At 68.8% G+C, this 23,758-nt stretch carries 23 protein-coding genes and 1 riboswitch; of the genes, 7 read left to right on the top strand and 16 right to left on the bottom strand.

What is annotated here, in order from left to right:
• Positions 1-68: 68 nt before the first annotated feature.
• From ABIE38_RS08530 to ABIE38_RS08540, 3 genes are all read left to right on the top strand, one after another.
• Positions 69-698 carry a nucleotidyltransferase domain-containing protein gene (locus ABIE38_RS08530; RefSeq protein WP_354055353.1) on the top strand — a complete coding sequence of 210 codons (630 nt, stop codon included), beginning with the start codon at positions 69-71 and terminating at the stop codon, positions 696-698.
• Positions 698-1,084, top strand: coding sequence for a hypothetical protein (locus ABIE38_RS08535; RefSeq protein WP_354055355.1), 387 nt, complete (start codon positions 698-700; stop codon positions 1,082-1,084). Before ABIE38_RS08530 ends, ABIE38_RS08535 begins: the two co-directional genes overlap by 1 nt.
• Positions 1,085-1,206: 122 nt before the next feature.
• Positions 1,207-1,887: a TetR/AcrR family transcriptional regulator gene (locus ABIE38_RS08540; protein ID WP_354055357.1), complete on the top strand. Its 681-nt coding sequence runs from the start codon at positions 1,207-1,209 to the stop codon at positions 1,885-1,887.
• Positions 1,888-1,918: 31 nt separating this feature from the next.
• On the opposite strand, the gene ABIE38_RS08545 is transcribed toward ABIE38_RS08540, so the two are convergent.
• Genes ABIE38_RS08545 through ABIE38_RS08555 form a run of 3 tightly spaced genes read right to left on the bottom strand, consistent with a single transcriptional unit; the run spans position 1,919 to position 5,143 of the window.
• A complete protein-coding gene (locus tag ABIE38_RS08545) occupies positions 1,919-3,409 on the bottom strand; it encodes a sodium:solute symporter family transporter (protein ID WP_354055359.1) in 1,491 nt (496 codons plus the stop codon).
• Positions 3,406-4,455, bottom strand: coding sequence for an isopenicillin N synthase family dioxygenase (locus ABIE38_RS08550; protein WP_354055361.1), 1,050 nt, complete (start codon positions 4,453-4,455; stop codon positions 3,406-3,408). Before ABIE38_RS08550 ends, ABIE38_RS08545 begins: the two co-directional genes overlap by 4 nt.
• The gene (locus ABIE38_RS08555; protein ID WP_354055363.1) at positions 4,448-5,143 is read right to left on the bottom strand and encodes a hypothetical protein; all 696 of its coding nucleotides are present in this window, start codon (positions 5,141-5,143) and stop codon (positions 4,448-4,450) included. Before ABIE38_RS08555 ends, ABIE38_RS08550 begins: the two co-directional genes overlap by 8 nt.
• Positions 5,144-5,319: 176 nt before the next feature.
• Between ABIE38_RS08555 and ABIE38_RS08560 the strand changes: the two genes are divergently transcribed.
• The 3 genes from ABIE38_RS08560 to ABIE38_RS08570 all read left to right on the top strand — a co-directional run bounded on the left by ABIE38_RS08560 (position 5,320) and on the right by ABIE38_RS08570 (position 8,404).
• Positions 5,320-5,952, top strand: a complete 633-nt coding sequence (locus ABIE38_RS08560; protein WP_354055365.1) for a Type 1 glutamine amidotransferase-like domain-containing protein — start codon at positions 5,320-5,322, stop codon at positions 5,950-5,952.
• A gap of 132 nt (positions 5,953-6,084) precedes the next feature.
• Positions 6,085-6,990 carry an alpha/beta hydrolase gene (locus ABIE38_RS08565; RefSeq protein ID WP_354055367.1) on the top strand — a complete coding sequence of 302 codons (906 nt, stop codon included), beginning with the start codon at positions 6,085-6,087 and terminating at the stop codon, positions 6,988-6,990.
• A gap of 172 nt (positions 6,991-7,162) precedes the next feature.
• Positions 7,163-8,404 (top strand): RCC1 domain-containing protein, encoded by a 1,242-nt coding sequence (locus tag ABIE38_RS08570; protein ID WP_354055369.1) that lies wholly within the window; start codon positions 7,163-7,165, stop codon positions 8,402-8,404.
• Here the strand turns inward: ABIE38_RS08570 and ABIE38_RS08575 are convergent.
• Genes ABIE38_RS08575 through ABIE38_RS08615 form a run of 9 tightly spaced genes read right to left on the bottom strand, consistent with a single transcriptional unit; the run spans position 8,388 to position 18,856 of the window.
• The gene (locus ABIE38_RS08575) at positions 8,388-9,740 is read right to left on the bottom strand and encodes an aspartate aminotransferase family protein (protein WP_354055371.1); all 1,353 of its coding nucleotides are present in this window, start codon (positions 9,738-9,740) and stop codon (positions 8,388-8,390) included. The two genes, ABIE38_RS08570 and ABIE38_RS08575, sit on opposite strands and share 17 nt — an antisense overlap.
• Before the next feature lie 53 nt (positions 9,741-9,793).
• Positions 9,794-10,492 (bottom strand): HAD family hydrolase, encoded by a 699-nt coding sequence (locus ABIE38_RS08580; RefSeq protein WP_354055373.1) that lies wholly within the window; start codon positions 10,490-10,492, stop codon positions 9,794-9,796.
• 2 nt (positions 10,493-10,494) lie between these two features.
• Positions 10,495-12,003: an amidase family protein gene (locus tag ABIE38_RS08585; protein WP_354055374.1), complete on the bottom strand. Its 1,509-nt coding sequence runs from the start codon at positions 12,001-12,003 to the stop codon at positions 10,495-10,497.
• Positions 12,004-12,049: 46 nt separating this feature from the next.
• Positions 12,050-13,366 (bottom strand): M20 family metallo-hydrolase, encoded by a 1,317-nt coding sequence (locus ABIE38_RS08590; protein WP_354055376.1) that lies wholly within the window; start codon positions 13,364-13,366, stop codon positions 12,050-12,052.
• The gene (locus tag ABIE38_RS08595; RefSeq protein ID WP_354055377.1) at positions 13,348-14,292 is read right to left on the bottom strand and encodes a phosphotransferase; all 945 of its coding nucleotides are present in this window, start codon (positions 14,290-14,292) and stop codon (positions 13,348-13,350) included. Before ABIE38_RS08595 ends, ABIE38_RS08590 begins: the two co-directional genes overlap by 19 nt.
• A complete protein-coding gene (locus tag ABIE38_RS08600) occupies positions 14,289-15,215 on the bottom strand; it encodes a phosphotransferase (protein ID WP_354055379.1) in 927 nt (308 codons plus the stop codon). Before ABIE38_RS08600 ends, ABIE38_RS08595 begins: the two co-directional genes overlap by 4 nt.
• 34 nt (positions 15,216-15,249) lie before the next feature.
• Positions 15,250-16,266: an ABC transporter permease gene (locus tag ABIE38_RS08605; protein WP_354055381.1), complete on the bottom strand. Its 1,017-nt coding sequence runs from the start codon at positions 16,264-16,266 to the stop codon at positions 15,250-15,252.
• Positions 16,263-17,885: a sugar ABC transporter ATP-binding protein gene (locus tag ABIE38_RS08610; protein WP_354055383.1), complete on the bottom strand. Its 1,623-nt coding sequence runs from the start codon at positions 17,883-17,885 to the stop codon at positions 16,263-16,265. The genes ABIE38_RS08605 and ABIE38_RS08610 overlap by 4 nt, the downstream gene beginning before the upstream one ends.
• The gene (locus ABIE38_RS08615) at positions 17,882-18,856 is read right to left on the bottom strand and encodes a sugar ABC transporter substrate-binding protein (protein ID WP_354055384.1); all 975 of its coding nucleotides are present in this window, start codon (positions 18,854-18,856) and stop codon (positions 17,882-17,884) included. Before ABIE38_RS08615 ends, ABIE38_RS08610 begins: the two co-directional genes overlap by 4 nt.
• 290 nt (positions 18,857-19,146) lie before the next feature.
• Here ABIE38_RS08615 and ABIE38_RS08620 point away from each other — a divergent pair, with 290 nt between their 5' ends.
• The gene (locus tag ABIE38_RS08620; protein ID WP_354055576.1) at positions 19,147-19,842 is read left to right on the top strand and encodes a helix-turn-helix transcriptional regulator; all 696 of its coding nucleotides are present in this window, start codon (positions 19,147-19,149) and stop codon (positions 19,840-19,842) included.
• A 33-nt stretch (positions 19,843-19,875) separates the two neighbouring features.
• Here the strand turns inward: ABIE38_RS08620 and bluB are convergent, their stop codons facing one another.
• The 4 genes from bluB to ABIE38_RS08640 all read right to left on the bottom strand — a co-directional run bounded on the left by bluB (position 19,876) and on the right by ABIE38_RS08640 (position 23,724).
• A complete protein-coding gene (bluB, locus tag ABIE38_RS08625; RefSeq protein WP_354055386.1) occupies positions 19,876-20,490 on the bottom strand; it encodes a 5,6-dimethylbenzimidazole synthase in 615 nt (204 codons plus the stop codon).
• On the bottom strand, positions 20,487-22,025 hold the full coding sequence (locus ABIE38_RS08630; RefSeq protein ID WP_354055388.1) for a precorrin-2 C(20)-methyltransferase: 1,539 nt from the start codon (positions 22,023-22,025) through the stop codon (positions 20,487-20,489). The genes bluB and ABIE38_RS08630 overlap by 4 nt, the downstream gene beginning before the upstream one ends.
• Entirely contained in the window at positions 22,022-22,687 is a 666-nt protein-coding gene (locus tag ABIE38_RS08635; RefSeq protein WP_354055390.1) for a precorrin-8X methylmutase, read from the bottom strand. Before ABIE38_RS08635 ends, ABIE38_RS08630 begins: the two co-directional genes overlap by 4 nt.
• Positions 22,688-22,740: 53 nt before the next feature.
• Positions 22,741-22,855: riboswitch (cobalamin riboswitch) on the bottom strand.
• Entirely contained in the window at positions 22,855-23,724 is an 870-nt protein-coding gene (locus tag ABIE38_RS08640; RefSeq protein WP_354055392.1) for a ferredoxin-like domain-containing protein, read from the bottom strand. It overlaps the preceding riboswitch by 1 nt.
• Positions 23,725-23,758: the final 34 nt, after the last annotated feature.

Raw genomic sequence — 23,758 nt, forward strand, 5'->3', positions numbered from 1 at the left:
GATGCCGTCCGGATTTCTCCAACTATAGTTGTGATACTCTAACTTTAGTTAGAGGAGGGGTGTGGACCATGCAGCTGAACAAGCCGTTCGCCACGGTGACGCCGACCCTGGACGGCGACGTGCTGGCGGTCCTGGCGAGCGCGGACGTCACGTTCACGGTCAGCCAGGTCCAGCGGATCCTCTCCACCGCGTCAGGGGAGGGCATCCGCAAGGTCCTCAACCGCCTCACTGCTCAGGGCGTGGTGCTCCACGACGAAGTGGGCCGGACCCACACCTACCGCCTCAACACCGAGCACCTCGCGACCGGGCCGATTATGGAGCTGTCACGGCTGAACTCCACGTTCCTCAGCCGCCTCGAACAGCACCTGGGCGAGTGGGGGACGGCACTGCGGTACGGCGCGGTGTTCGGATCGGCGGCGACGGGGCGCATGACGCTGGGTAGCGACATCGACCTGTTCCTGGTGCGCGCCACCGACTACGAGAACGACGTCTGGGAGCAGCGGGTGACTGAACTCGCCCGGCTGGTTACCGCGTGGACCGGCAACGAAGGCCGAATCGTCGAGTTCGCCGAGGACGAGTTCCGCGCTGCGGTCGACGCGGGTGAGCCCCTGCTCGATGACGTAAAACAGCAGGGCCTGACCGTCGCGGGGACACGGGCCTGGCTCATCTCGCAGCTGCGCTCGGCAAGGAGATCGTGATGGCGGGGCAGCGGAACTGCGATGCGGTGGTCACCGCGGGGCGCATGTCCAAGGCATCCGAGTTTCTCGACGCCGCGGATCATCTCGGGGAGGAGATGCCCAACGCCGCCGGGGACCTGTACGTTGACGCGGGCATTGCCGCCTCGGATGTCATGTGCTGCGTGCGGCTGGGCGTGCATTCCAACACCGGCAACCACAGTGAGGCCGTCGCCTTACTGAAGCGGGCGGACAGCGGATCCGAGCGACATCTGAACACCCTGCTCAACTTGAAGAACAAGGTTGCCTATACGCATCAGGACCTGAACGCCGCAGAGCTGAAGAAGATGAGCCGCGCGGCGGAGCACCTGGTCGAGGCTGCCAAGCACGCAGTGGCCGCCCGCGGGTAGTTCCCAGTTCGCTGCTTGCGTACGGCGTCGTCGCCAGTGGGCGGGGACCCGCTGGTGGGGTTCAGGCGTCGGCAGGTCTCGGGCTGACCGCGACCGAACCGGTCATTGATAGCCTCTGCGAGGTGACCAGGACTCGTGGACGGCCGCGGCGCAACCCCGGGTCGCCTACCGGACTCGGCAGTGAGCAGGACATCCTCCACGCCGCGGGAGAGCTGTTCGTCACCAGAGGCTTCGGCCGGACCAGCACCCGGGCCATCGCGGAGGGCGCGGGGTTGCAGCAGGCGAGCGTCTATCACTGGTTCGGGTCCAAGGACGACATTCTTCTGCGGCTGGTGCTCGGCACGGTCATCCCGTCCCACCGGATCGCCGACCGGCTGTTGGCCAGCGACGCCCCGGGGCACGTCCTGTTGTGGGCGCTGGCGTACGCCGATGCGGGGTTGCTGCACGAGGATCCGCAGAACCTGGGGGTCCTGTACTTCGATCCGGAGCTCGACGGCGACCAGTTCAGCGAGTTCCACGAGGTCAGGGACTCACTGCACGAGGCCTACCGGGTCCTGCTGGAGCGCACGACAGGGGAGGCCGCCACCGACGTCGACGTGGCGATGCTCGTCGGGCTGGTGGAGAACGTCATCACCTACCGGCGCCGGACCCGGTCGCCGATCCCGGACGACACCCCGGCCCGCGTCGCTGATGCGGCGCTCACGCTGGCACGGGTCCCCGACCTCCTCACCGACGAGACGCGGGCCCGGGGAATCGAGATTCTCGCTGCTCTCGATTCCCCGGGCCCGGGGTCTGACGACTGACGCCGCCGGCGACGGACGCCCCCGGGCGGGGTCATGCCCTGGCGGGTACCTCGACTTCCCGGTCAGCTGCCGGTTCGTCGACCGCGGGCGACGACATGTCCTTGCGGGTGGTGGCCCGGGTGTCGGTGGCGGCCACCGCCACGTAGACCACCAGTGACACGGCCGCGGCGAGGAACGTGGTCCAGCCGTCGACACTCGTGCTGACCATGTCGTTCGGGATGTACAGCAGAGTGTTGTCCACGCCGTAGATCGTCGGGGTGAGGACGAAGAACACGAGCCGCACGCCCAGTCCCAGCGCCGCCGAGATCACCAGCGCCCTCGTGCTGACCAGCCGGGTCCACAGGGAGAGCAGGAACGGCACCACGATGCTCGCGCACAGGAGATCGAAGGTCAGGGTGAGGAGGATCCCGGTGTGGTTGACCCGGAGTGCGACCACGACCCCGATGGCGGCGACGGGGACCATCGCCCACCGTGAGGCCTGGAGCGCGGTCAGGCGGAGCTTGCGCGTGTCGATCACGGTACCGACCACGATGGACGAGGTCGCGAGGAGAATTCCACTCACCGTGGTGAGCGAGGCCGCCAACAGGGCCGCGATGACGAGCATCGCGATCGGGGTCGGTACCAGTTCGGTGAGGAGCTGGAACAGGATCGGCGACTCGCTGGCGCTGTCCCCGAGCAGGCCCGCCCCGGCCACGGCGACCGCGGCCAGGGGGACACAGAGGACCACTGTTCCGCCGGCAGCGATCAGGCTCGCGCGCCTGGCGCCCCGGGCGGTCCGCGCCGAGGACACCCGCTGGATGAGGTCGATGGCCACCAGATTGCCGAAGCCCAGGGCGAAGAGCGTCGCCCAGTTGATCGCCGCGCCCGCCGCCGGGGCGGTCAGTTGCTCGAGATCCGAGATGCCGAGCCCCTCCGGCGCCGCGTAACCCGGGCCGAGGAACAGCCAGAGTGTCAGCCCCACGAACCCGACGGTCATGACGCCCATGAGGAACAGGCCCGTGTAGACGGACGCGAACATCCCGCCGACCATGGTGTAGGCGAGGATCGCCACGGTGACGAACACGATCGCGGCCCAGTAGGGCACCCCGATGAAGTGGTCCATCATGTGCCCCAGGGCGACGAGATTGCCCGCCATGAGGATGCCGAAGCTCGTGACCGTCAGGACCGCCGTCAGGATCTCACCGGTGCGTCCGAAGGTCTGTCGGAAATACTCGGGCAGGGAGTACAGCTCGCGCTCCCGGACCTTCTCGGCCACGAAGAGCCCCATCAGCAGGAACGAGGCGGCGAGGCCCAACGGCAATGCGGCGCCGGCCCAGAATCCGAAGCCGCCCGCGAGATCGGCCGCGCCGACGGTCGCGTTGGAATCGACCACCTGGGACATCAGGAGAACTGCGACGAGGGGAACGGTCAGTGTGCGCCCCGCGACGGCGAAGTTGCGGTTCTCACCCCGCACCCTCGTCGAGGACAACAGACCGAGGACGACGAGGAGGGCGACGGTGCCGCCGATGGCGAGATTGATCATCGTGACTCACCCACCAGTGCGCGCTCGCGACCGAGGGAGTACAGGGGGCGGGCACCCTCGGGGAGGGCGACCTCACCGTCCGCGATCCGCCTCCGCAGGTAGGCGAAGCTCTGCGCGGTCTGGGCGAACAGGTGCTCGCCGGAGTGCATCGGCTCGTATGCGGAGTCGTCCGAACCGGGGAAAGCCAGGGGAGCGACCACGGTGTCGTAGTCGACGGTGAAGAACAGCGGGTACGAGTACCGCTCCCGCGAGACCTTCCTGACCCGGTGGGACGTGGCGACGAACGCGCCATTGGTCCAGACCTCCAGCAGGTCCCCGATGTTCACGACGATCGCGTCCTCGCGGTAGGGGACCTCGATCCACTCTCCCCGGCCGTTCATCACCTCCAACCCGGGAGCGGTGGGCTTGAGCAGGGTCAACGCCTCGTAGTCGGTGTGCGCTCCGATCCCGGGGCGGTCCTCGGCGTCGGGGTTGTACGGGTAGTGGATCAGCCGCAACTGCGAGGGCGGCTGGGTCACCGACCCCAGGAACGTGTCGGGGTCGAGGTCGAGGTACCGGGCGAATGCCGCGAGGAGCCGCGACCCGAGGGTGAACACCTCGTCGTAGTAGGTCGTCACCGCCTCTCTGAACCCCGGCAGGTCGGGCCACTGGTTCGGTCCGAGCAGCGGGTTTCCGGCCACATACTCCGGGTGGTCGGCCGGCAGATCGATGGACAGGTCGAAGGCCTCCTTGAGGTCGGGGGTGGCGCCGGCGAAGACCTCCTCCCCGACCGGGACGTACCCGCGGTGGTTGGTGGAATTGCCGATGTACACCTCGTGCTTGACGGGGTCGGGCTGGGCGAAGAAGCGCTGCGCGGCCTCGTGCATGGCACCGAACGTCTCGTCGGCCACGCCGTGGTTGACGATGAGGAGGAAGCCGACGCCTCGGGCGGCCTCGCCGAGTCGGTCGACGCACTCCGCTGAGGGCCCGCCGGGATCGGCGAGCGTGGACACATCGATGACCGGGATCGACTCGAAGTCGGTCGTGGGACGGTGGGGGTCAGTCATTCTCTGCTCCTGGGTGGGTCGGGCGGGACGCGCGGGTCGGGTGGACGGGGTCGAAGTTCGTGGGTGGACCGGAGTGCTCGCCGGCCCGCCAGGAGAGGACGAAGCGGCCGTCCGATTCGGGCGAGAGAGAGAAGAGAGGAGGCTCGGGCCCCGACCACGACGAGTACCGCGCGAGCCAGCCCTGAGCGGTCCGTGACCCGATGTGCACCGACGACGGCCGGCCCCCCGCCGCGTCGGCGCCGAGCGCGAGCCCGAAGCGGTCGCCGACGCAGACGACGAGCGCCTCGGTGCCCTGCGCGTCGACCCCCCTGGCCTCCCACACCGGGCCGGGCTCGTCGGGGCACCGCTGCCAGAGTTCGACGTAGTCGAGATCCCGACCCGCCTCGAGCAGGCCCCACCCCGGCACGTCGAAGAGTCGGCCGATATCGGCGGACCCGAAGGCCTCCCCTGCGGCGATGGCGTGGACCCACTCGAACTCACCGGTGGCGGCGTCCGTGCAGTCGAGCTGGCCGGCGAAACCCATATGGAAGTGCTTCGCGCCCGAGGCCTCGGTGGAGAACCTGGCATCGCAGAACAGCCGGTTCCCCTGGATCCAGACGACGTCGGAGCACTGGTCGGGGGCGGCGTCGCGGGAGTGGAACAGGCGACGCCGGTAGGCCGCAGGAGCGGGGCGCAGTGCGGGTTCCATATGACTCCTTCAAATCGATCATTCGATCGGAATTAGTCAAACGGCGTTGCGTTGCGACGCTGTTACGTGGGCGTCAAAGGCTGAGAAATTGGCCGAGCCGTGGCGGTGGGGGACGTGTCGGGGCAGCCGTCGTCGACACGCCGCGTGGGGCACCCGGGCCCCCGTATGGTGACGCCATGAACCTGCTCCTGCTGTCCCTCGGCGTGGGCGCCGTCCCCGACTTCATCGCCGAGCACGTCAACCGGCCCGCACCCGCGGTGCGCATCGGTTACCTGAACGACGCCGCCAGCCCCTACGCGGGAGCCGGGTTCGTGGCGGCAGAGCGCGATCAGCTCTCGAGTCTGGGTTACGTGCTGACCGACATCACCGTTGCAGGGATCGACGATGCGGGCGAGTTCACCGGCCTCCTCGACGGTGTCGACGCGTTGTACGTCGCTGGCGGCAACACTTTCGTCCTCCTGGCGGCACTGCGTCGTCACGGTGCGGATGCGGTCCTCGTCGAGCGGGTACGGGCGGGACTGCCCTACATCGGGTCGAGCGCCGGATCGGTCATCACCGGACCCAGCATCGAACCGGTCAGCCTGATGGACGACCCCTCCGCCGCGCCCGAGCTCACCGACCACGGCGGCCTCGGTCTGGTCGACACCGTGGTGATACCCCACGCGGACGGCGCGCTCCCGCCCTACCCGCCCGAGCTCATCGCGCGGCTCGTGGAGACCTACGGGAGCACCTACCCGCTGACTCTGGTGAACGACGATCAGGCGCTGCTAGTGGAGAACGAGACGGCACGGCTGATCAGTTCGCGCTGACCTGAGGCCGGAGTTGATCCGCCCTCGACACTGGTAGTGGCTACGATCGCTGATGGCTCGTGGTGCACTGCGCCCGACCGCCGATCCGACTTCCACAACCCCACGGCGATCTCTCCGCCACAGAGGACGACCATGCGCATCCCGATTCTCGGTCGCATCCGCGATCGCCGCCGGTATCACCCCGATCTCCGCCTCGCCTCAGTGGTGCTGCCCCCGCGCCTCGTGGGACCGCGGACCCTGCCGGCGGTGCAGAGGATCGGGACACTGCTCCCAGGACTGCGGGGAACGGAGATCCACGAACTCGACTCGGGCGCGACGGTGCGGGTCTTCCGTCCCACAGGTGGCCAGTCGTCATCCTCGGCAGGCCTTGTATGGATCCACGGCGGTGGATACCTCGTCGGCTCTGCGGCGCAGGATGACGTGCTCTGCCGGGCTTTCGCGCGGAGAACCGGTGCGACCGTCGTGTCGGTCGACTATCGATTGGCGCCGCAACACCCATTCCCGGCGGCGCTCGACGACTGTCACGCGGCACTCGGATGGCTTGCCGCTCAACCCGGTATCGACACACGCCGGATCGCCGTCGGCGGCGCGAGCGCCGGCGGTGGGCTCGCAGCCGCGCTGGCGATCCGGGCCCGGGATGAGGGCCCCGTCGTCCCGGTACTGCAACTGCTCGCGTACCCGATGTTGGACGACCGGACCGACACCCGCGACCGGCGACACCGACTGTGGGACGCACGATCGAACCGGTTCGGCTGGACGAGCTACCTGGGCGGGGCCGACCCGTCCACGGCCTCTCCGGCCCGCCACCCTGATCTGACCGGGGTTGCTCCGGCGTGGATCGGCGTCGGCACGGTGGATCTGTTCTTCGAGGAGGACAAGGTGTACGCGGATCGACTCGAGCGAGCGGGAGTGCCCTGCGAGTTCCTCCCGGTTCCGGGCGCGTTCCACGGTTTCGACCTGGTCGTCACCCGCGCCGGGGTCAGTAAGGACTTCTTCCGGGCGCAGTGCGATGCGCTACGGGAGGCCTTCGACAAGTGACTGGGCCGTGGCTCAGCCGTGGGGTCAGCCGTGGCCTCGGATCCGGCCAGGTGGACCCCGGATATGACGCCGCCGGCGACTGAGGGCATTGATCACCGCAGCACGGCGACCGGGTGCTAACTTTCTTTCATCATCGGCCCCGGGGCCACACCCTCAGAGAGCGGAATCAGGAATGTCAGCACAGGGGTTCCACATCGGGAGGGCACTGGGAGCTCTCGTCGCTGTACTCGCCGTCGTGTTCTCCATCGCGGCGTACACCGCGGGCTCGGCCGAGGCGCAGAGCGTCACGGGGAGCCTGGGGTCGAGCGCGTCCGCCGGGAGCGGGTCGTCCCCGGGCGCCCCGGACGAGGTGACCCCGTTGAGGGTGAGCGCGGGAGACTCCCACGCGTGCGCGGTGACGCCCGATGACACCGTGAGGTGCTGGGGGAAGAATTCATACGGGCTACTCGGGGGCGGATACAACGTCCCCCCCGGCACCTCCGTGCAGGTGGACGGGCTCACGGACGTGACTGCCGTCAGTGCGGGCACGGACTTCACGTGCGCGTTGACGCGGGCGGGTGGCGTCACGTGCTGGGGCGCCAACTTCCACGGTCAACTCGGCGACGGCACCACTGACACCCGGGTGAGTCCCGTTCCCGTGCAGGGGTTGGGGAGGGTGACCGCGATCAGTACGGGCCACGGCCACAGCTGCGCTCTCCTGGCCAGTCGGACCGTCTCGTGCTGGGGCGTGAACAACCAGGGTCAGCTGGGCGACGGCACCACCGTGAACCGGCTCGGTCCGGTGCCCGTGGAGGGGCTGCGCGATGTCACAGCCCTCAGCTCCGGCGCCCTCCACACCTGCGCGCGCATGGAGAGCGGGACCGTCAGCTGCTGGGGTCGCAACGGGGAGAGACAGCTGGGCGACGGGACGAACGAGAACCGGTTCAGTCCGGTGCCCGTGGTCGGTCTGAGTGATGTGGCCACGATCGGCGCCGGGGTCAATCACACGTGCGCGGTGCTGACGGACGGCACCGCCCGGTGCTGGGGATACAACTGGAACGGACAGCTGGGTGACGGGAGCTTCACCGACGGCAGGGTGCCCGTGATCGTCGCAGGGCTGACCGACGCGGTCGAGGTGACCGGTGGTTCGAGTCACTCGTGCGCTGTCCTGAAGGGCGGTACGGCCCGGTGCTGGGGTGCAAACTTCCTGGGGCACCTGGGCGACGGCACGACCAACGACAGCCCGGTTCCGGTGAGTGTTGTCGGTCTGGCGGGTGCGACCGGTATCAGCACGCGATCCAACTTCACGTGCGCCGCGGTGGAGAACACCGCGGTCCGATGCTGGGGGTACAACGACCTCGGGCAACTGGGAGACGGATCGACCACCACCAGGACGACACCGGTCGAGGTTCAGGGGTTCACCTCCTCGCCGTGAGGACGTGGAGGGACTCGTCGAGCGCGTCCGCGGCCCACGGAATGTCAGAGCGGGTGAAAGGCAACGGCGGGCGTAATTTGAGCACGTTGCCGTAGGGGCCCGCGACCGAGGTCAGGACCCCGCGGGCCTTGAGTTCCTCAAGCATGTCAAGTGCCAGGGCGTGGTCCGGCTCGCGCGTGGCGGGGTCAATGACCAGTTCGAAACCGATGAACAGGCCTGCGCCGCGGACGTCGCCGACCTGGTGGTGACGCTCGCCGACCTGCCGGAAGGCGTCGAGCGCCTCGGCGCCGACAGTCCTGGCGTGCTCCTGCAGCCCCTCGCGCTCGATGACGTCGAGGACGGCCTGCGCGGCGGCCATGGAGACCGGGTTCCCTCCGAACGTGTTGAAGTACGGCAGCGATCCGCTGAACGCCTCGAGCACCTCGGACCTCGCGAGGACACCGGCCACCGGGATCCCGTTGCCCATCGGTTTGCCCGTGGTGATGATGTCCGGGGTGACCCCGTGGTTGGCGAATCCCCAGAAGTGGTCGCCGGTCCGCGCGAACCCCGGTTGGACCTCGTCGGCGATGAAGATCCCGCCGGCACCGTGGACCACATCGATGGCCTCGGCCAGGTAGTCGCCGGGCAGCACCCCGTCGGACGAGAAGATGGAGTCCGCGATGAACCCGGCGAACGTGACCCCGGCCTCGGTCATGTCGGCGATGGTCTCGCGGATTCGACGCGCGAACCACGCCCCGATATCGGCTTCCCCCGTGCGGTACGCGTCCGGTGCCTCGATGAGCCATACGTCGCTGCCGACCGGCTGGCCTGCGCCGAGTGCGGGGGAGACACCGGAGGAGAGCTCGGAATTGCCGTGGTAGGCCTCGGTGGTGGCGATCAACCCGGTCCCACCGGAGAACGACTTGGCGACCCTCAGCGCGAGGTCATTGGCCTCCGACCCCGTGCACACGTACATCGCCTTGTACGCCATCGGATCCATGTAGTCCGGAAGCGTGTTCCGGAAGCTGTCGGTGTAATCGAGGATCCGCTCATGGATGTACCGAGTGTGCGTGTTGAGCTGCTTCATCTGGGTGTGGACGGCCTCCACCACCGCGGGGTGTGCGTGACCGATGCTGGCCACGTTGTTGTACATGTCCAGGTACTTCGTGCCGTTGGCGTCCCAGAGGTACTGGCCCTCGCCCCGGACCAGGTGGACGGGGTTGCGGTAGAAGAGTCGATAGGACCCTCCCAGCAACTCATCGCGTCGATCGGTCAGTTTGCGGGTGTCCATATCGAGCCGATCGGCGTGTTCCGAGCGGAACGAGTTGGCGTCCATGATCGTCGATCGTGCTGCCATTGCGAGTGCCTCATCTCGAGTGGGGATGTCGTGTGTGATGGTTGCAGGGCCACTCAGCGTTCTCTATCCGCCAACTGACGGATTCTCGCTGGTGACGGTCCTGAGATCGACGGTGGCGCGATGTCATGGGCCGTCTTGCCGTCGAGCGAACTCCAGCTCTCGTCGGTCAGGTCGGGGCTGATCTGCTCGTGGCACCGGACCCCGATGGTCCGGAGTCCCGCGGACCGGGCGGCAGTCAGGCCCCGCCGCGAGTCCTCGACACCCACGGCGTCGGACGGGTCGACCCCCAGCAGACGGCAGGCCTCCAGATAGACGTCGGGCGCCGGTTTGCCGGCGGCCACCTCGTCGCCGCACACGGTGGCGTCGAAAACCGGCGCCCCGGGCGTCGCGCGGAGTTGCTCCACGGACTCGCGGAAGGCCATCGTGGCGAGCCCGATACGGTAGTCAGCAGCCCGCAACGACGAGATGAACTCCACCGCCCCCGGGAGCCATGGCACATCGGATCCGAGTCGTGCGGTCACCTCTGCTGCGATCCGGGCGGTGAGCGTGTGCGCCGGTACCCCGACACCGAGCCGCTGTAACAGCGCCGCCTGATCGGTGAGGGACATTCCCACCGACGCCGTGTCCTCGGCCTCGGTCCAGTGTCGACCGGCCTCCCGGGCGATGTTCCGACACGCGTCGTGGTAGTACGGTTCGGAGTCGATCAACGTCCCGTCGAGGTCAAAGACGACGGCGCGTACTGCGTGACTCATGCTCATGAGGCGATCCCGCCTGTACGGGGGGCGGCTGCTCCGGAGACCCCGGCCGATCGACGTCCCCGGTAGTAGCCGGTGTCGAGTGGTCTGTCGGGAAACGGGAAGGTCGGCCAGCGCATCTCCATCGGCCGGCGGGCCTCGAGCCACTGCGCCAGGGCGAGCACCCGCTCGTCGTCGAACCGGCGACCCCAGATCTGCACGCCTATCGGATGGCCGTCGGCGGCCCCGAACGCCACGGTGGCACACGGTTGTCCGGTCTGGTTTCCCCAACAGGTCCACGAGCAGTGGGCGAGCGGACGGCCCTCGTCGAGACCGACCATCTCCGCGCTGTAGCCCACTCCGGGAAGCGTGGGCGAGACGACGATGTCGAAATCGGAGAGACGGTCGTACACCCGGGTCGCGCTGGCCTGGACGTGGTGGAGGTCCCGGGCGTATTGCGTCGCGCCCAGGGAACCGGCATCGGCACACCAGTCGGCGATCGCGGGGAGCACCGCCTCGCGCAGATGCCCCGGGATCCCCTCCCATTCCGTGCGGGCGCGGACCTGGAAGATCCTGTCCAGTGGCGCGTACGGATCCTCGTCGAACACCGGCGGGACCTCGGTCACGACTGCCCCGGCGTCGCGGAGGGCCGCGGCGGCGTCCAGCACTACCGCCGCGACGTCCGGATGGAGGGCCTCTCCGTAACCGAGGTCGAGCAGGAGACCGACCCGCAGATCACGCAGATCGGTATCGCCCGGTAGGGGAGGCACGCCGACGGGCGACCCGGGAAGACTCGAGCTGTCGCGCGGATCCGGTCTGGCGATCACGGTGTACAGCTCCGCTCCCTCTTTCGCCGAGCGGGCCATCGGACCGGGAGAGCGCACCGTACTCGGGGCGAGGTGGGCGATCCGTCCCTGAGTCGGTTTCAGTGCGAACAGGCCGCAGTGACTGGCGGGGATTCTCACGGACCCGGCGATGTCGGTGCCGATCCCGGCCACTCCTATGCCGGCGGCGAGTGTGGCCCCGGCCCCCGAGCTGGAACCCCCGGGGCTGGTCGAGAGGTTCCAGGGGTTCCGGACGATCCCGTACAGGGAGCTCACACCCGAGGCGGACATACCGAAATCGGGCATTGTCGTCTTGGCGAAGACCACCGCGCCGCTCTCCTTGAGCCGCGCTGCCGGCGGGGAGTCGGTGGTCGCGACCGGGACGTCGACGTGCCCGCGCGATCCGTGCCGCCACGGGGTGCCGACCGCGTTGATGCTGTCCTTGATCGAGACGGGGAGCCCGTCGATCAGGCTCAGCGGTCGTCCCGCTCGCCAGCGCTCGCCGGAGGCCGCGGCCTGCCTCTCGGCCTCCGCTCCGTTCAGATGGGCGATTCCGTTGATGCTTCCGTTGACCTCGGCAATCCTCTCCAGGGTGTGCTCCAGGACATCCAGTGGAGTGATCGCGCCGTCCATGAATCCCCGTCGTAGTTCGGCGGATGTTCGTGTGGTCAGCGATTTCTCGTGCATGAGCACTTCGTGCGACATCGGGTAGGTCCTGTCTTCGAGTGGGTCCGCCGCCTGCGGGGTGGGCTCAGCGGAGGTCGTGCCGGACGAGCCGGGAGAGGACAGCGGTCAACGCGCGCAGGCCCTTGACCATGTCGGCGTCGCTGGAGAACTCCCGTTCGCAGTGCGAGGCGCCGTCCTTGGAGGGGAGGAACAGCATGACCGTGGGATGCCGCTGGTTCATCGCGACCGAGTCATGGCCGATGAGGGTGTCCATGAGCAACACGCTGAGGCCCTCGGATTCGGCTGCTTCCCGCGCCAACCGGACACCCGCGGCCGAGAACTCCCTGCGCGGACGGAGCACGAACTCGTCGATCTCGATGTCGGCGGCATGCTCGGCCGCGAGCTCGGTGAGCCGGCGGGTGATCTCCGCTCGCGCGTTCGCGACGTCGGAGTGGTGTCTGCCGCGGATGTCGAGGATCAGATCCACTCGACTGGCTATGACGCTCGGGGTGTTGGGGGTCACGTCGAATTGCGCGACCGACGAGAGGAAGTCCGAGGCCGCGTAGTCCCCCGCGAGGTCGTTGACCAGGGAGACGATCTTCGCGGCCGGCAGCAGTGCGTCCTTGCGATAGGCCAGCAGCGTGCCGGCGTGGGACTGTTCGCCGATCACCCGGATGCGCAGCTTCTGGGCTGTCCAGTTGCCGCGGACCACACCGATGTCGATCCCGGACTCCTCGAGGCGACGGCCCTGCTCGATGTGGATCTCACCGTAGGCCGCGACGTCCAGGTCCAGGGCCTCGCCGAGGCGTCCGGTGGCCTCGAGTGCGTCGGCGACGCTGACTCCGTCCTGATCGGTCGTTGACAGGGCCGTGTGGACGTCGATCGCTCCGGTGAATACCGACGAGCCCATGATCGACGGACCGAACCGTGACCCCTCCTCGTTGAACCAGTCCACTACCGCGAGGTTGAAGGCGGGGTGGAGTTCGCCGCGATCCACGGCGGACCTCACCGCGCTCGCGGCGTGGAGAGCGGCGACGACCCCGTACGGACCGTCGAACCGGCCCCCTCGGGGTTGGCTGTCGGTGTGCGATCCGACGAGCACGAAGGGGGCGCCCGGCACCAGCTCGAGCAAAGCGAAGATGTTGCCGATGCGGTCGGTGCGGACGGTGAATCCGGCGCTCTCGGCGAGCTCCTGGAACCAGTCGCGGACCCGACCGTGATCGGGTGTACCGGCCTGGCGATCGAGCCCCCCGCCGGGGGTCGCGCCGAAGGCGGTGCTCGCGTGGAAGTCGGCGAGGAATCCCCGGGGGTCGAGGAATCGTGTCGCCGGGACACTCCGCGCGGCGATCGCGCCCCCTGCCGTGGCGCCGCGGTCCGACGCCATCACAGTGCCCCGAGCCACTGGGACCACCGGGGATCGTTCATCTGGCCCCGCGCCCGGAACAGCTTCAGTACCCCGTATTTGTGGTAGTCGAAATCCCAGGTGCTGTTCAGCTGGTGATTGACGCAGCCCCAGAGTCCCCACTTGAGGTCCGCGATGAACCGGCACACCTGTACGCGCGCGACCGTGCTCCACCCGGTGTGCCCGTAGGCCTCCTCGATGCACCTCAGTGACGTCGGCTCGTCGTAGAAGAACTCGGCGAGGATCAGCGCGAGGTCGTAGGCACGGTCGTTGTTCGAGGCGAACTCGAAGTCGACGAGCTTCATCGGCCCGCCCTCGGCGACGAGAAAGTTGCCGGGCATCGGATCGTTGTGGCAGGGGACGATGTCCAACCCGGACGCGTGGAGAGCGGCCCTGGCACGCGTGTACTCGCGGACGAGTGTGTGGGCGAAGTCGGGAAGCCGCACCTGCAGGCTCCGGGCCTGCTCGAGGTGCTCGTCGACGAGGTCGAACATCGTCTTGGTCAACGGCAGTGCCGGGATGGTGTGGAACCTGTCGTAGAGCCCCAGGACGTCCCTGGTGGTGTCCCAGCTCTTCATGTCACCGTTCGTGCAGGCCCGGTAGCCATCGAGGAACTCCGAGATCTCGGTTCCGGTGCCGCTGTCGAAATGCGCCACCCGGGGGCTGATGCCCATCGCGCCGGCCCGCTCGGCGGCGACGTTCGCGACCTGCCGGTCGATGAAGGCGTCGGTGCCGTCGCCGGGCACTTTGAGGAAGTACCGGACGTCGTCACCTCCGACGTGGACCAGCCAGTTGCTGTTCTGCAGGCCGCCCACCACCGGTTCGTAAGAGACGTCGCGGCCCGTCCACTCGGCCACGTGGCGGATGTGCCTCTCCGCTTCGTGCTCGGCGGGCGTACTGGCGTCTCCGAGGGTCGTCGTGGTCATCGCGCCATCCTCACGTGGTCGTCGGTCGTGCGGGAGGTCAGTGCGGCGCGGGCGCGCAGGAACATCCAGTCCGAGAACTTGGAGTACTCCTGGGTGCCCGGGTCGAGGCTGTCGGCCAGTACGCCCACGAGGGCCGCGCGGTAGGCCTCGGCCACGCTGTAGAGACGGGCCCGAGCGTAGAGGCCCTCGTCGAATGTTCCCCAGGCCTCCTCGAAGAGCTCCCGGCCGTCGTACTCGGAGTACGAGAACTCGAGGAGGACGGAGCCGATGTCCTGGAGCGGGTCGGTGAGCGCGGCCCAGTCGAAGTCAAGGAGCAGGGTGGGCTGACCGTCCGATCCGAGTGCGACGTTCGAACAGTTGGCGTCGCCGTGGACGGGTACTGCGTCGAACCCGAGCGCCGACACCCGGTCTCCGATCTCCACGATCAGAGCGTGCATCCACCCGATGTCGCCCGGGAGCACGGCATCCAGGGGTGCGATCCGGTCGTGGAGGGCCCGGATGTCGTCGAAGACGGTGGCCTGACGGAGTCCGGGGTCGTCGATCGCCCGGAACCGGCTGCGGGTCTCGAAGTAGTCGGCGCGCCGCCCCGGGTCCTGGAGATCGGCGAGGGTCGCCGTCTTGTGGGAGTCGGTGAGATCCTCGAGTGCCAGTTGCCCGCTGTCGGGGTCGAAACCGAGGAGTACCGGGCCCAGCCCGGCGTCACCGGCGGCTCGGGTGGCCCGGACAGCCGACGGCACGTCGATGAAGCTCCGGGCGGAGGGCGTGTGAGTCTTGACGAACACCGGGTGGCCCGAGGGGCTGGTCGCGCGGAAGCGGAACGAGTCCGCTCCCCACCAGTTCGGGCTGGCCATCGTCGGTGGGGGACCGGCGAGCGTCGTGTCGGACTGCAGCGGTCCCGGAGGTGCGGCCTGAAGTGTGGCCATGACCGGATTCCTTCCTGGGTCTGGATGGGTGGGGTTAGAGCTTGCGTCGCAGATACATGCGGAGCGCCTCGAGACCGGCGGCGATGATCAGCACGATCCCCGACACGATGTTGACCATCTCGGAACCGACGTTCATCAGCGTGAGGCCGTTGCGCAGTACGGAGATGAACCAGACGCCCAGCAGGACTCGCCACAGGCTCCCGCGGCCTCCGGTGAACGGGATTCCACCGAGGAGCACCGCGGACAGGACGGTGACCTCGAACCCGGCCCCCAGCGTCCCCGCCGGGGCGGAGTCGAGGCGGGAGACCAGGACGAGGCCGGCGACACCGGCTGCTGCGCCGACGGCGACGTACAGCGAGAAGATCGTGGTCCTCACCTTGATCCCGGTGAGGAACGCGGCGCGGGTGTTCACGCCGATCGCCATGATGTGTTTGCCCAGGGCGGTGAAGCTCATGACGAGGATGCAGATCGCCGCCACCGCGATGGCGACCCAGGCGATGTAGGAGATGCCGAGGGCACTTCCGGTGCCGAAGGCGCGGACGGTGTCGTTGAAACCGTAGAGGGGGTCGGGTGACAGGGTCATGGCGGCGCCGCGCCCCACCGCCAGCATCCCCAGGGTGACGACGATCGGTGAGATCGCCAGGTACCCGATGAGTCCGCCGTTGACGGCACCGACCAGCGCGCCGACGCCGACCGCCACGGCGGCTCCGCCGAGGAAGCCGAGCGGACCGAAGGCCAGGGCGCCCGCCACGCCGGAGACCGCCATCGTGGAGCCCACGGAGAGGTCGACGTACCCGGACATCAGCAGCATCGCGAAGGCCATGCTGATGATGATCAGGGGGGCGTTCTGGGTGATGACGGTGAGCAGGTTGTTGACCGTGAGAAACGCGGTCGTGTTGACGGAGAAGTACACCATCAGCAGGACCACGGCGATCGGCATCACAGCGCCGATCGCCTTGAGTAGAAGGTCTCGGGTGATGACAGGGCTCGGGTCCCGTCGGTTGGTCTCCGGACCCCCGTCGGGCGGGGCCGTCATTGTGGCAACGGTCATGATGCGGTTACTCCCTCTTGTGACTCGACGGCCGCCGACTGTGCGTGGGACAGGAGTGTGTCCTCCCCGACGTCGGGGCCGAATACCTGACTGATCCGGCCCTCGTGGAGCACCACGATCCGATCCGCCAGTGCCACGGCCTCCTCGGGATCTGAAGTCGTGAACATCACCGAGCGACCGGGCCGGGACGCGAACTCGCGGACCAGCCGATAGATCTGCTCGCGGGATCCGATGTCGACGCCCTGCGTCGGCTCGTCGAGGAGCAGGAATCGGCAGTCGCCGAGGTCAGCCAGCCAGCGCCCGACCATGATCTTCTGCGCGTTGCCCCCGGAGAACGAACCGCCGGTCGCCTCCGCGTCAGGCGGCAGCAGCTGCACTCTTTCCGCGACCCGGTCGAAGACCGGCTTCTCGCGGCGGGGGAACCGAAACCCGAGCCGTGAACCGCGGAAGTGGGGCATCAACAGGTTGTCCAGTGCGGAGAGATCGCCGAACAGGGACTGCGCCGGGCGGTCGGACGCCACCAGGGCGATGCCCTTGCGGGACGCCTGGCGTGGTGAGCCGGCGGTGGCGTCGGCACCGTCGACGGTGAGCGTCCCACCGCGTGCGCGTCGAGCGCCCGCGATGGTCTCGAGGAGATTCGTGCGGCCGCCGCCCATCATCGCGTACAGGCCGACGATTTCCCCCTCGCCGATCTCGAGGTCGAGTGGGCCGCAGTACGAGGTCCGGAACCCCGAGAACTCGACGAAAGTCGGTCCGGTGGCCCGCTCGGTGCGCTCGTCCGTGGCGGTGACCGAGGGGGAGATGCCGCTGACCAGCGCGTCCATGGTCACGTCCCCCCTGTCCCGGGTCCACAACACGCGGCCGTCCCGCAGGACCGAGACCCGGTCGGCGACGGCCATGACCTCACCCAGTAGGTGGGTCACAAAAACGACGGCGATGCGCCGCTCGTAGGCGAGTCTGCGGATGGTCCGCAGCAGCGACGCCGCCTCGGCCCGGCCGAGGGCTGCCGTGGGCTCATCCAGGATGAGGACCGAGGGGTCGCGCCGCAGAGCGCGGGTGATCTCGACGATCTGTTGCTGGCCGATCGAGAGCTTCTCCACCGGCGTTCGCGGGTCGATGTCCACGCCCAGGCTGTCGAGCAGTTCACGGGTGATCTGTTCCTGCTTCTGTCGGCTGAGTACGCCGGTCCTCGTGAGCTCGTCGCCGAGGAAGACGTTGTCCGCGACCGTGAGCGACCCGGCCAGCTGGAAGTGCTGGTAGATCACCGCGATTCCGGCGTCGAAGGCGGAGGTGGGGGTGAAGCCGTCGTACGACGTCCCACCCACCACGATCTCGCCGCTGCTCGGGCGGTGCGCACCGCTCAGGCAGCTCAGCAGCGTCGACTTCCCGGCGCCGTTCGCACCGAGGAACGCGTGGACCTCGCCGGTGCGGAATTCCAGATCGACACCCTTGAGGACGGTGGTCGATCCGAAGCGCTTGGTGAGGTTGCGGACGTCGAGTCCGGGTCCCGTGCTCCGCTCCGGAGGGGTCACCGGTCCGGACCCGCGGGGATCGCCGTCGCTCCGCGTCCCGAGATCGGCGCCCGGGGGTCGTTCCGTGGTCTGGGAGGGGCCGCTCATTGGAATTGCGCCTTCATCTCGGCGAGGAGCTCGGGATCGGAGAGCGTGACCATGTGGTACGGCGATTCGTTATTCGGATCGCCCTCTCCGGTGATCGCCGCGAGCGAGTTGTCGACGATCGAGCGGGCGAGGTGCTGGATATCAATGGCGGCGCTGGCCTTGTAGTGGGTGCCGTTCTCGATCGCCTCGAACGCCTCCGGCAGACCGTCGTTCCCGACGATGTAGGTCTCCTCCGGCGGGATGTCCGACGCGAGGAACGCGCCCAGGGCGCCGAGCGCGGCGTCGTCGTTGGTGCCGATGAAGATCCGGAGGTCGTCGTTCTCCGCGATCGCGTCGTCGGCGACCTGGCGACCACAGGTGGTGTCACCGCAGTCCTGGAGTGAGACAATCTCGATGCCACGCTCCTCGAGCATCGCGGCCACCGGCTGCCAGCGGCCGGCGAGTGGTGGGAGCGAGGGGATCTCCGTGATCGCCGCGGTGATGCCGTCGGTACCGTCCGGGTAGTTCTCGTCGAGCCAGCCGTCGAGGTGCTCGGCGACCATGTTGCCGGAGTACTCGTTGTCGAAACCGACGCTGCCGTCCTGGCCGTCCATGTGTGAGGAGTACGTGAGCCAGGCCGTCCCGTTGGCCTGGGCCTGTTGCTGGAGCCCAGCGAAGGCGCCGGGGTCGGTCGGCCAGATGACGATCGCGTCGATCTGCTGGTTGACCCAGCTCTCCACCGTCTCCCGTTGGGACTCGAGGTTGGACTCGATGGTGCTGTCCAGAAGGACCTCGACGCACTCGGAGGTCGCGCCGTATTCGGCGGCGTAGTTCTTGAGGGTGTTGACGAAGTCGACCTCACCGATCGGATGACTGAAGCCGATCGTCCGGACTTCCTCGCAGTCCTCGGAGACGGCCGTCCCGCTGCCGCTGTTCCCACCGCAGGCAGTGAGAGACAACAGTCCGATCGACGCTGTGGAAATGAGGGCCATTCGTGTGAGCGTGCGTGATCTGAACACTGATTCTCCCAGAATAAATGAGTGCGGTCGTGAGCTTCTCGTGTAGAAGTCGCCCCACCAGAATATGGAGAGAAAAGGCCGGTGGGCCATCCGTCAGCTGACGGATATTGTGAGATAGAACTTGGAGACTTTACGCGGATAACCCGCACGGTTCACAAGCCCGAAACAATGGCGCTCATAATGGGATCACGCACGCGTGGTCCGGTGAGGGGACCTCCGCGTGGTCCGAGTCGACGGAGTCGAGTAGGCACAGGGTGGTGAGCATGATGAAGGCGACGATCGAGGCAATGGCGCAGTCCATCGCCGATGCCACGGACCAGCACCCCGTGCGCCGCGTGGAGGGCGCACTGCAGTTGTCACAGTATGTCCTCAAGGTCGATGCCATCGCGCTGACGATCCTGTCGTCCTCGGACAGGACACCTCATCTGGTGACGAATATCGGTTATGAACCGGGAGTCGCGGGTGTTTACGAGAAAGAATGGTTTGGCGCGACCCGGCGCAGAATTTCCCGGCACGTGAGTGATCCGGGTGGAATTTATCCGTGGGAACGTTCGGAATTCATTGACACCGAATATGTCAACGACACCCTGAAGCCTGCGGGATATAGGAACGGAATCACCCGGCCGCTCACCGCGAAGGATGGATCAATCTTCGGATTTATCCACACGAATATCGCTCAACCGAGTTTCGACAGTCGTACGCAGGAGATGTTCCGGGAAACGGTGGACCGGTTGGCGCACACGGCCTGGGCGGTTCACGTACGGATGACGTCGGGACTCACCGACCGCGAACGCGAGATCCTCGCCCTTCTGCGGGACGGGCTGAGCAACCCAGAGATCGCGGAGCGCCTGTACATCTCGCGGCGAACCGTGGCCACGCACGTCGATCATCTGATGCGAAAGACCGGGACCAGGAGTCGGGCGCAGACGGCGGCATGGGCGGTCAGGTACGGATTCTGAGCGACTCGGAACGGACCGGGCCTGGTTCGGGACCTACACCCAGTCGACCGACAGTGGCGACCGATGTCCCCAGCCGACGGTCTGGAGGAGCGGCTCCTCGAGCTCCAACTGGGGATGACCCAGGCACAGATAGGCCAGGGGCCGGGCCCCCTCCGGAACAGGCACTGCCTCGGAGAGGTGGTCGGGGTCGACGAGGCTCACCCAGCCCATGCCCAGGCCCTCGGCCGTCACCGCCAGCCACAGCAGGGTGATGGCGGCCACGACGCTGTACTCGGAGGCAGCGGGCACGCTGGTGGTGCCCAGGACCGGGCCGGCGGGCGGCCTGTGGCTGACGATCAGCCCGACCGGCGCCTGGAGGATGCCCTCGAGGCGCAGGGAGTCGTAGAGTTCGCGTCTCTGGCCGTCGAAGCGCTCGGATTCGGCGCGGCGCACGGTTCGGAATCCCTCGTGGACGGCCTCGCGCACGCCGCGGTCCTCGATCACGGTCACGTGCCAGGGTTGGCTCAGCCCGACACTCGGGGCCACGGCGAAGACCTCGAGGAGCCGCTCGACGGTCTCGCGCGGCACCGGGGTGGGATGGAAGTGGCGGTGGTCGCGGCGGGTGGCGAGGATCCGCCACAGCGCGTCGCGGTCGGGAGCCGCGCTCATGTCCGCACGAACCGCGGACTCCACACCCGCCCCGACTCGGTGACGCGGGTCCCGGACGCGCCCACGATGAGCAGGCACTTCATGTCCACCGAGTCGCAGTCGAGCTCGGCGAGAGTGGTGATCGTCAGAGATTCCTCGGCCCGGCCCACGTCGCGTCCCACCACCACCGGGGTGGCCGGGTCCCGGTGCCGGAGGAGGACGTCGCGGGCGTCGGCGACCTGGCGGGTCCGCGAACGCGAGGCGGGGTTGTAGACAGCCAGGACCAGGTCCACTGCGGCGATCGCGTCGAGGCGCCGGGAGATCACCTCCCAGGGTTTGAGCCGGTCGGACAGGCTCATCACGGCGAAGTCCGCGCCGATCGGTGCCCCGGCCCGTGCGGCGACCGCCTGCACGGCGGACACCCCGGGTGCGACCCGCACGTCGATGCGGGAGTAGATCGGGTCCTCGGCGGCCTCGAAGACCGCGGCGGCCATGCCGAAGACGCCCGCGTCGCCCCCGGAGACCACCGCCACGCGTTCGCCGGAGCGCGCGAGGTCCAGGGCGAGCCTGGCCCTGTCCACCTCGACGGTGTTGCCCGAGCAGTGACGGGTGAGCCCGGCGCGCTGGGGGACGCGGTCGACGTAGGGCGCGTACCCGACCACGTGGTCGACCTCGGCCAACACGCGCTGGGCCTCGGCGGTGAGCCAATGGTCCGGGCCCGGTCCCAGTCCGACCACGTGCAGCTCCCCGTCCGGGGCGGCGTCGCGCACGGTCCCCTCACCCAGTGGCGAGGGGCGCCTCCCGAACGGGTCGACGTGCTGGGCGTCGCCGGGGACAACGATGAGGGAGAAGTACGGCACGGTCGCCGGATCGACGTCCCGCACCGGGTGGTGCACCTCGGCCGCGGTCGAGGCGCGTTCGACGTACACCGCGCCCTCGAGCCGTCCGGCGGCCTCCAGCGCACGACGCACCGCCGGGAAGTTCCGCCCGAGCTTCATGATGATCGCCCCGTCGGTGTCCGCGAGGCGGCGGGCGAGCTCGGGCTCGGGGAGGGTTCCGGGCAACACGGTGAGCACGTCCGTCTGCCGGACCAGGGGGGTGGCCGCGGCGGCGGTCGCGGCGGCGAACGCCGGGATGCCGGGCACGATCTCGGTGACGAACCGGCTCGAGAGTTTGTCGTGCATGTACATGAACGACCCGTAGAACAGCGGGTCCCCCTCGGCCAGCAGGACCACGTCCCGCCGGGCCGCGAGATGGTCGGCCAGGCGCTGCGCACTGCGGTCGTAGAAGTCCGCGATAGCCCCCGCGTACCCGCCGGGGTGGTCGGTGGCGCCCGTGGTCACCGGGTACTCCAGTACCTCCTCGATGGCACCGGCGGGGATGAGACCTGCGGCGATGCGCCTGGCGTTGGACTCCTTGCCGCGGCCGGCGTGGTAGGCCACCACGTCGGCGGCACCGATCAATCGGGCGGCCTTGAGGGTGATCAGCTCGGGGTCCCCGGGGCCCACGCCGACCCCGTACAGGCGCCCCGCCTCGCCCGCCTGACCGGCGCTCACTCGGCCACCTGCGCGAGGGCGTTGACGGCGGAGACCGTCATCGCGGACCCGCCGCGTCGCCCGTGGACGGTGACGAAGGGGATGTCGATACCGTGGTCGTCCGCCAGGCAGGCCAGCGCGGCCTTGGACTCGGCGGCGCCGATGAAGCCCACGGGGCACCCGACGATCGCCGCCGGATGGGGGGCGCCGTCCAACAGCAACTCCAGCAGGTGGAACAGCGCGGTGGGGGCGTTGCCGATCGCCACCACGGCACCGTCGAGCCGCTCGCCCCACAGCGAGAGGGCGGCGGCGGAGCGGGTGGTGCCCATCTGCCGGGCCAGCTCGGGCACGCGGGGATCGGACAACAGGCACACCACGTCGTTGTTCCGGGGGAGCCGGGACCTGGTGATCCCGGAGGCCACCATGTGGGCGTCGCAGAGGATCGGCGCCCCGGCCTCGAGCGCGGATCGCGCGGACCCCACCAGTCCCGGATGGACCTGCAGGTCATCGACGAGGTCGGTCTGCCCGGTGCCGTGCACCATCCGGACGGCGAGCCGCTCGGCGTCCTGGGGGACGCGCGACAGATCGGTCTCCCGCCGGATGGTGGCGAACGAGTCGACGTAGATCGCAGGCCCGTCGTCGACATAATCGTAGCGGCGTGGCGGCCTGGGGACAGCAGGCATGGGTCCTCCTCGGGGTTCTCGCCCCGGTCAGAAGTCTCAGGCGACGCGCCAGGAAGCGCGTCGATCCCTCGGCCAGTATCTGGCTTGGCGGCCCGTCGACCGGGCCTCACAGTGGCGGAACCGCCCCGGACTCGCACCGGGTTCCTCGCCGTGGGACAGCGGCGAGTCTACGTGCGCACGGTGAGCACGCCGCGCCACGGGGTGACGATGAGCTCGGTGACGTCCTCGCCGGTGAGGCGATCGATCACGGCACGGGTGAGGACGCCGTCCGGGGCCCCGACGTGCTCGATCCGTCCCGAGGAGCCCGGGACCGGGCCGTACGGCAGCGCGGGGGCCGGGGTGGGGAGACGACCGTCGCCCGGGCAGGCGGCGGTCAGCGGCACCGGGAGTTCACGCACGTGCCAGGGCGCGTCGGGGCCGGTACCGCGGGCGGCGGCGAAATCGCGGGCCAGGTCGAGCAGGCGATCGGCCGCCTCCTCGAGGGGCACCACCGCCGACCAGTCCGCACCCGCCCGCAGCTGCACGGTGTCGGCGTCGAGGGCCGCCAGCCCCAGGTCCCCGGGGCGGTCCACCAGGTCGCCGCGGCCGTCGTCGAGGACGAACAGGAACCGCCCGGACAACCCGGCCAGCCCGGGATCCGCCCGGAGACCGGCGTCGAGCCGGTCGGTCACGCGGCGGAGGTCGGCCCTCCCGCCGACCAGGCCGGTGAGCGGGGAGACGAGCACGTTGCGGACGAGCTCGTGCGACGGGGCGGGCAGCAGCCCGGTCGCGGCGAGGGCCGCCACGACCTCGTCCGCGAGCCGTCCGTCGCGGCTCATCGGCAGGGCCCGCAACTGCAGGTTGGCTCGTGTGGTCACGTGCACGTCGTCGTCGCCGTATTTCGCTGCGACCCTATGCAGCGCGGCGAGGGACTCCGGCGACACCCGTCCGCCCGGGACGCGGAGCCGGACAAGGGCGCCGTCCTCGGCGGGCCACGGGCGCAGGACGCCGGGGCACATGTCGGTGCGGGTGCGGCGGGTCGGTCCGGAAACGCTCACGGGGCTCAGTGTGGCACCCGGGGGTGTGGCGCGG

The sequence above is a fragment of the Dietzia sp. 2505 genome (assembly GCF_040546785.1).
In the GTDB taxonomy this organism is placed as follows: domain Bacteria; phylum Actinomycetota; class Actinomycetes; order Mycobacteriales; family Mycobacteriaceae; genus Dietzia.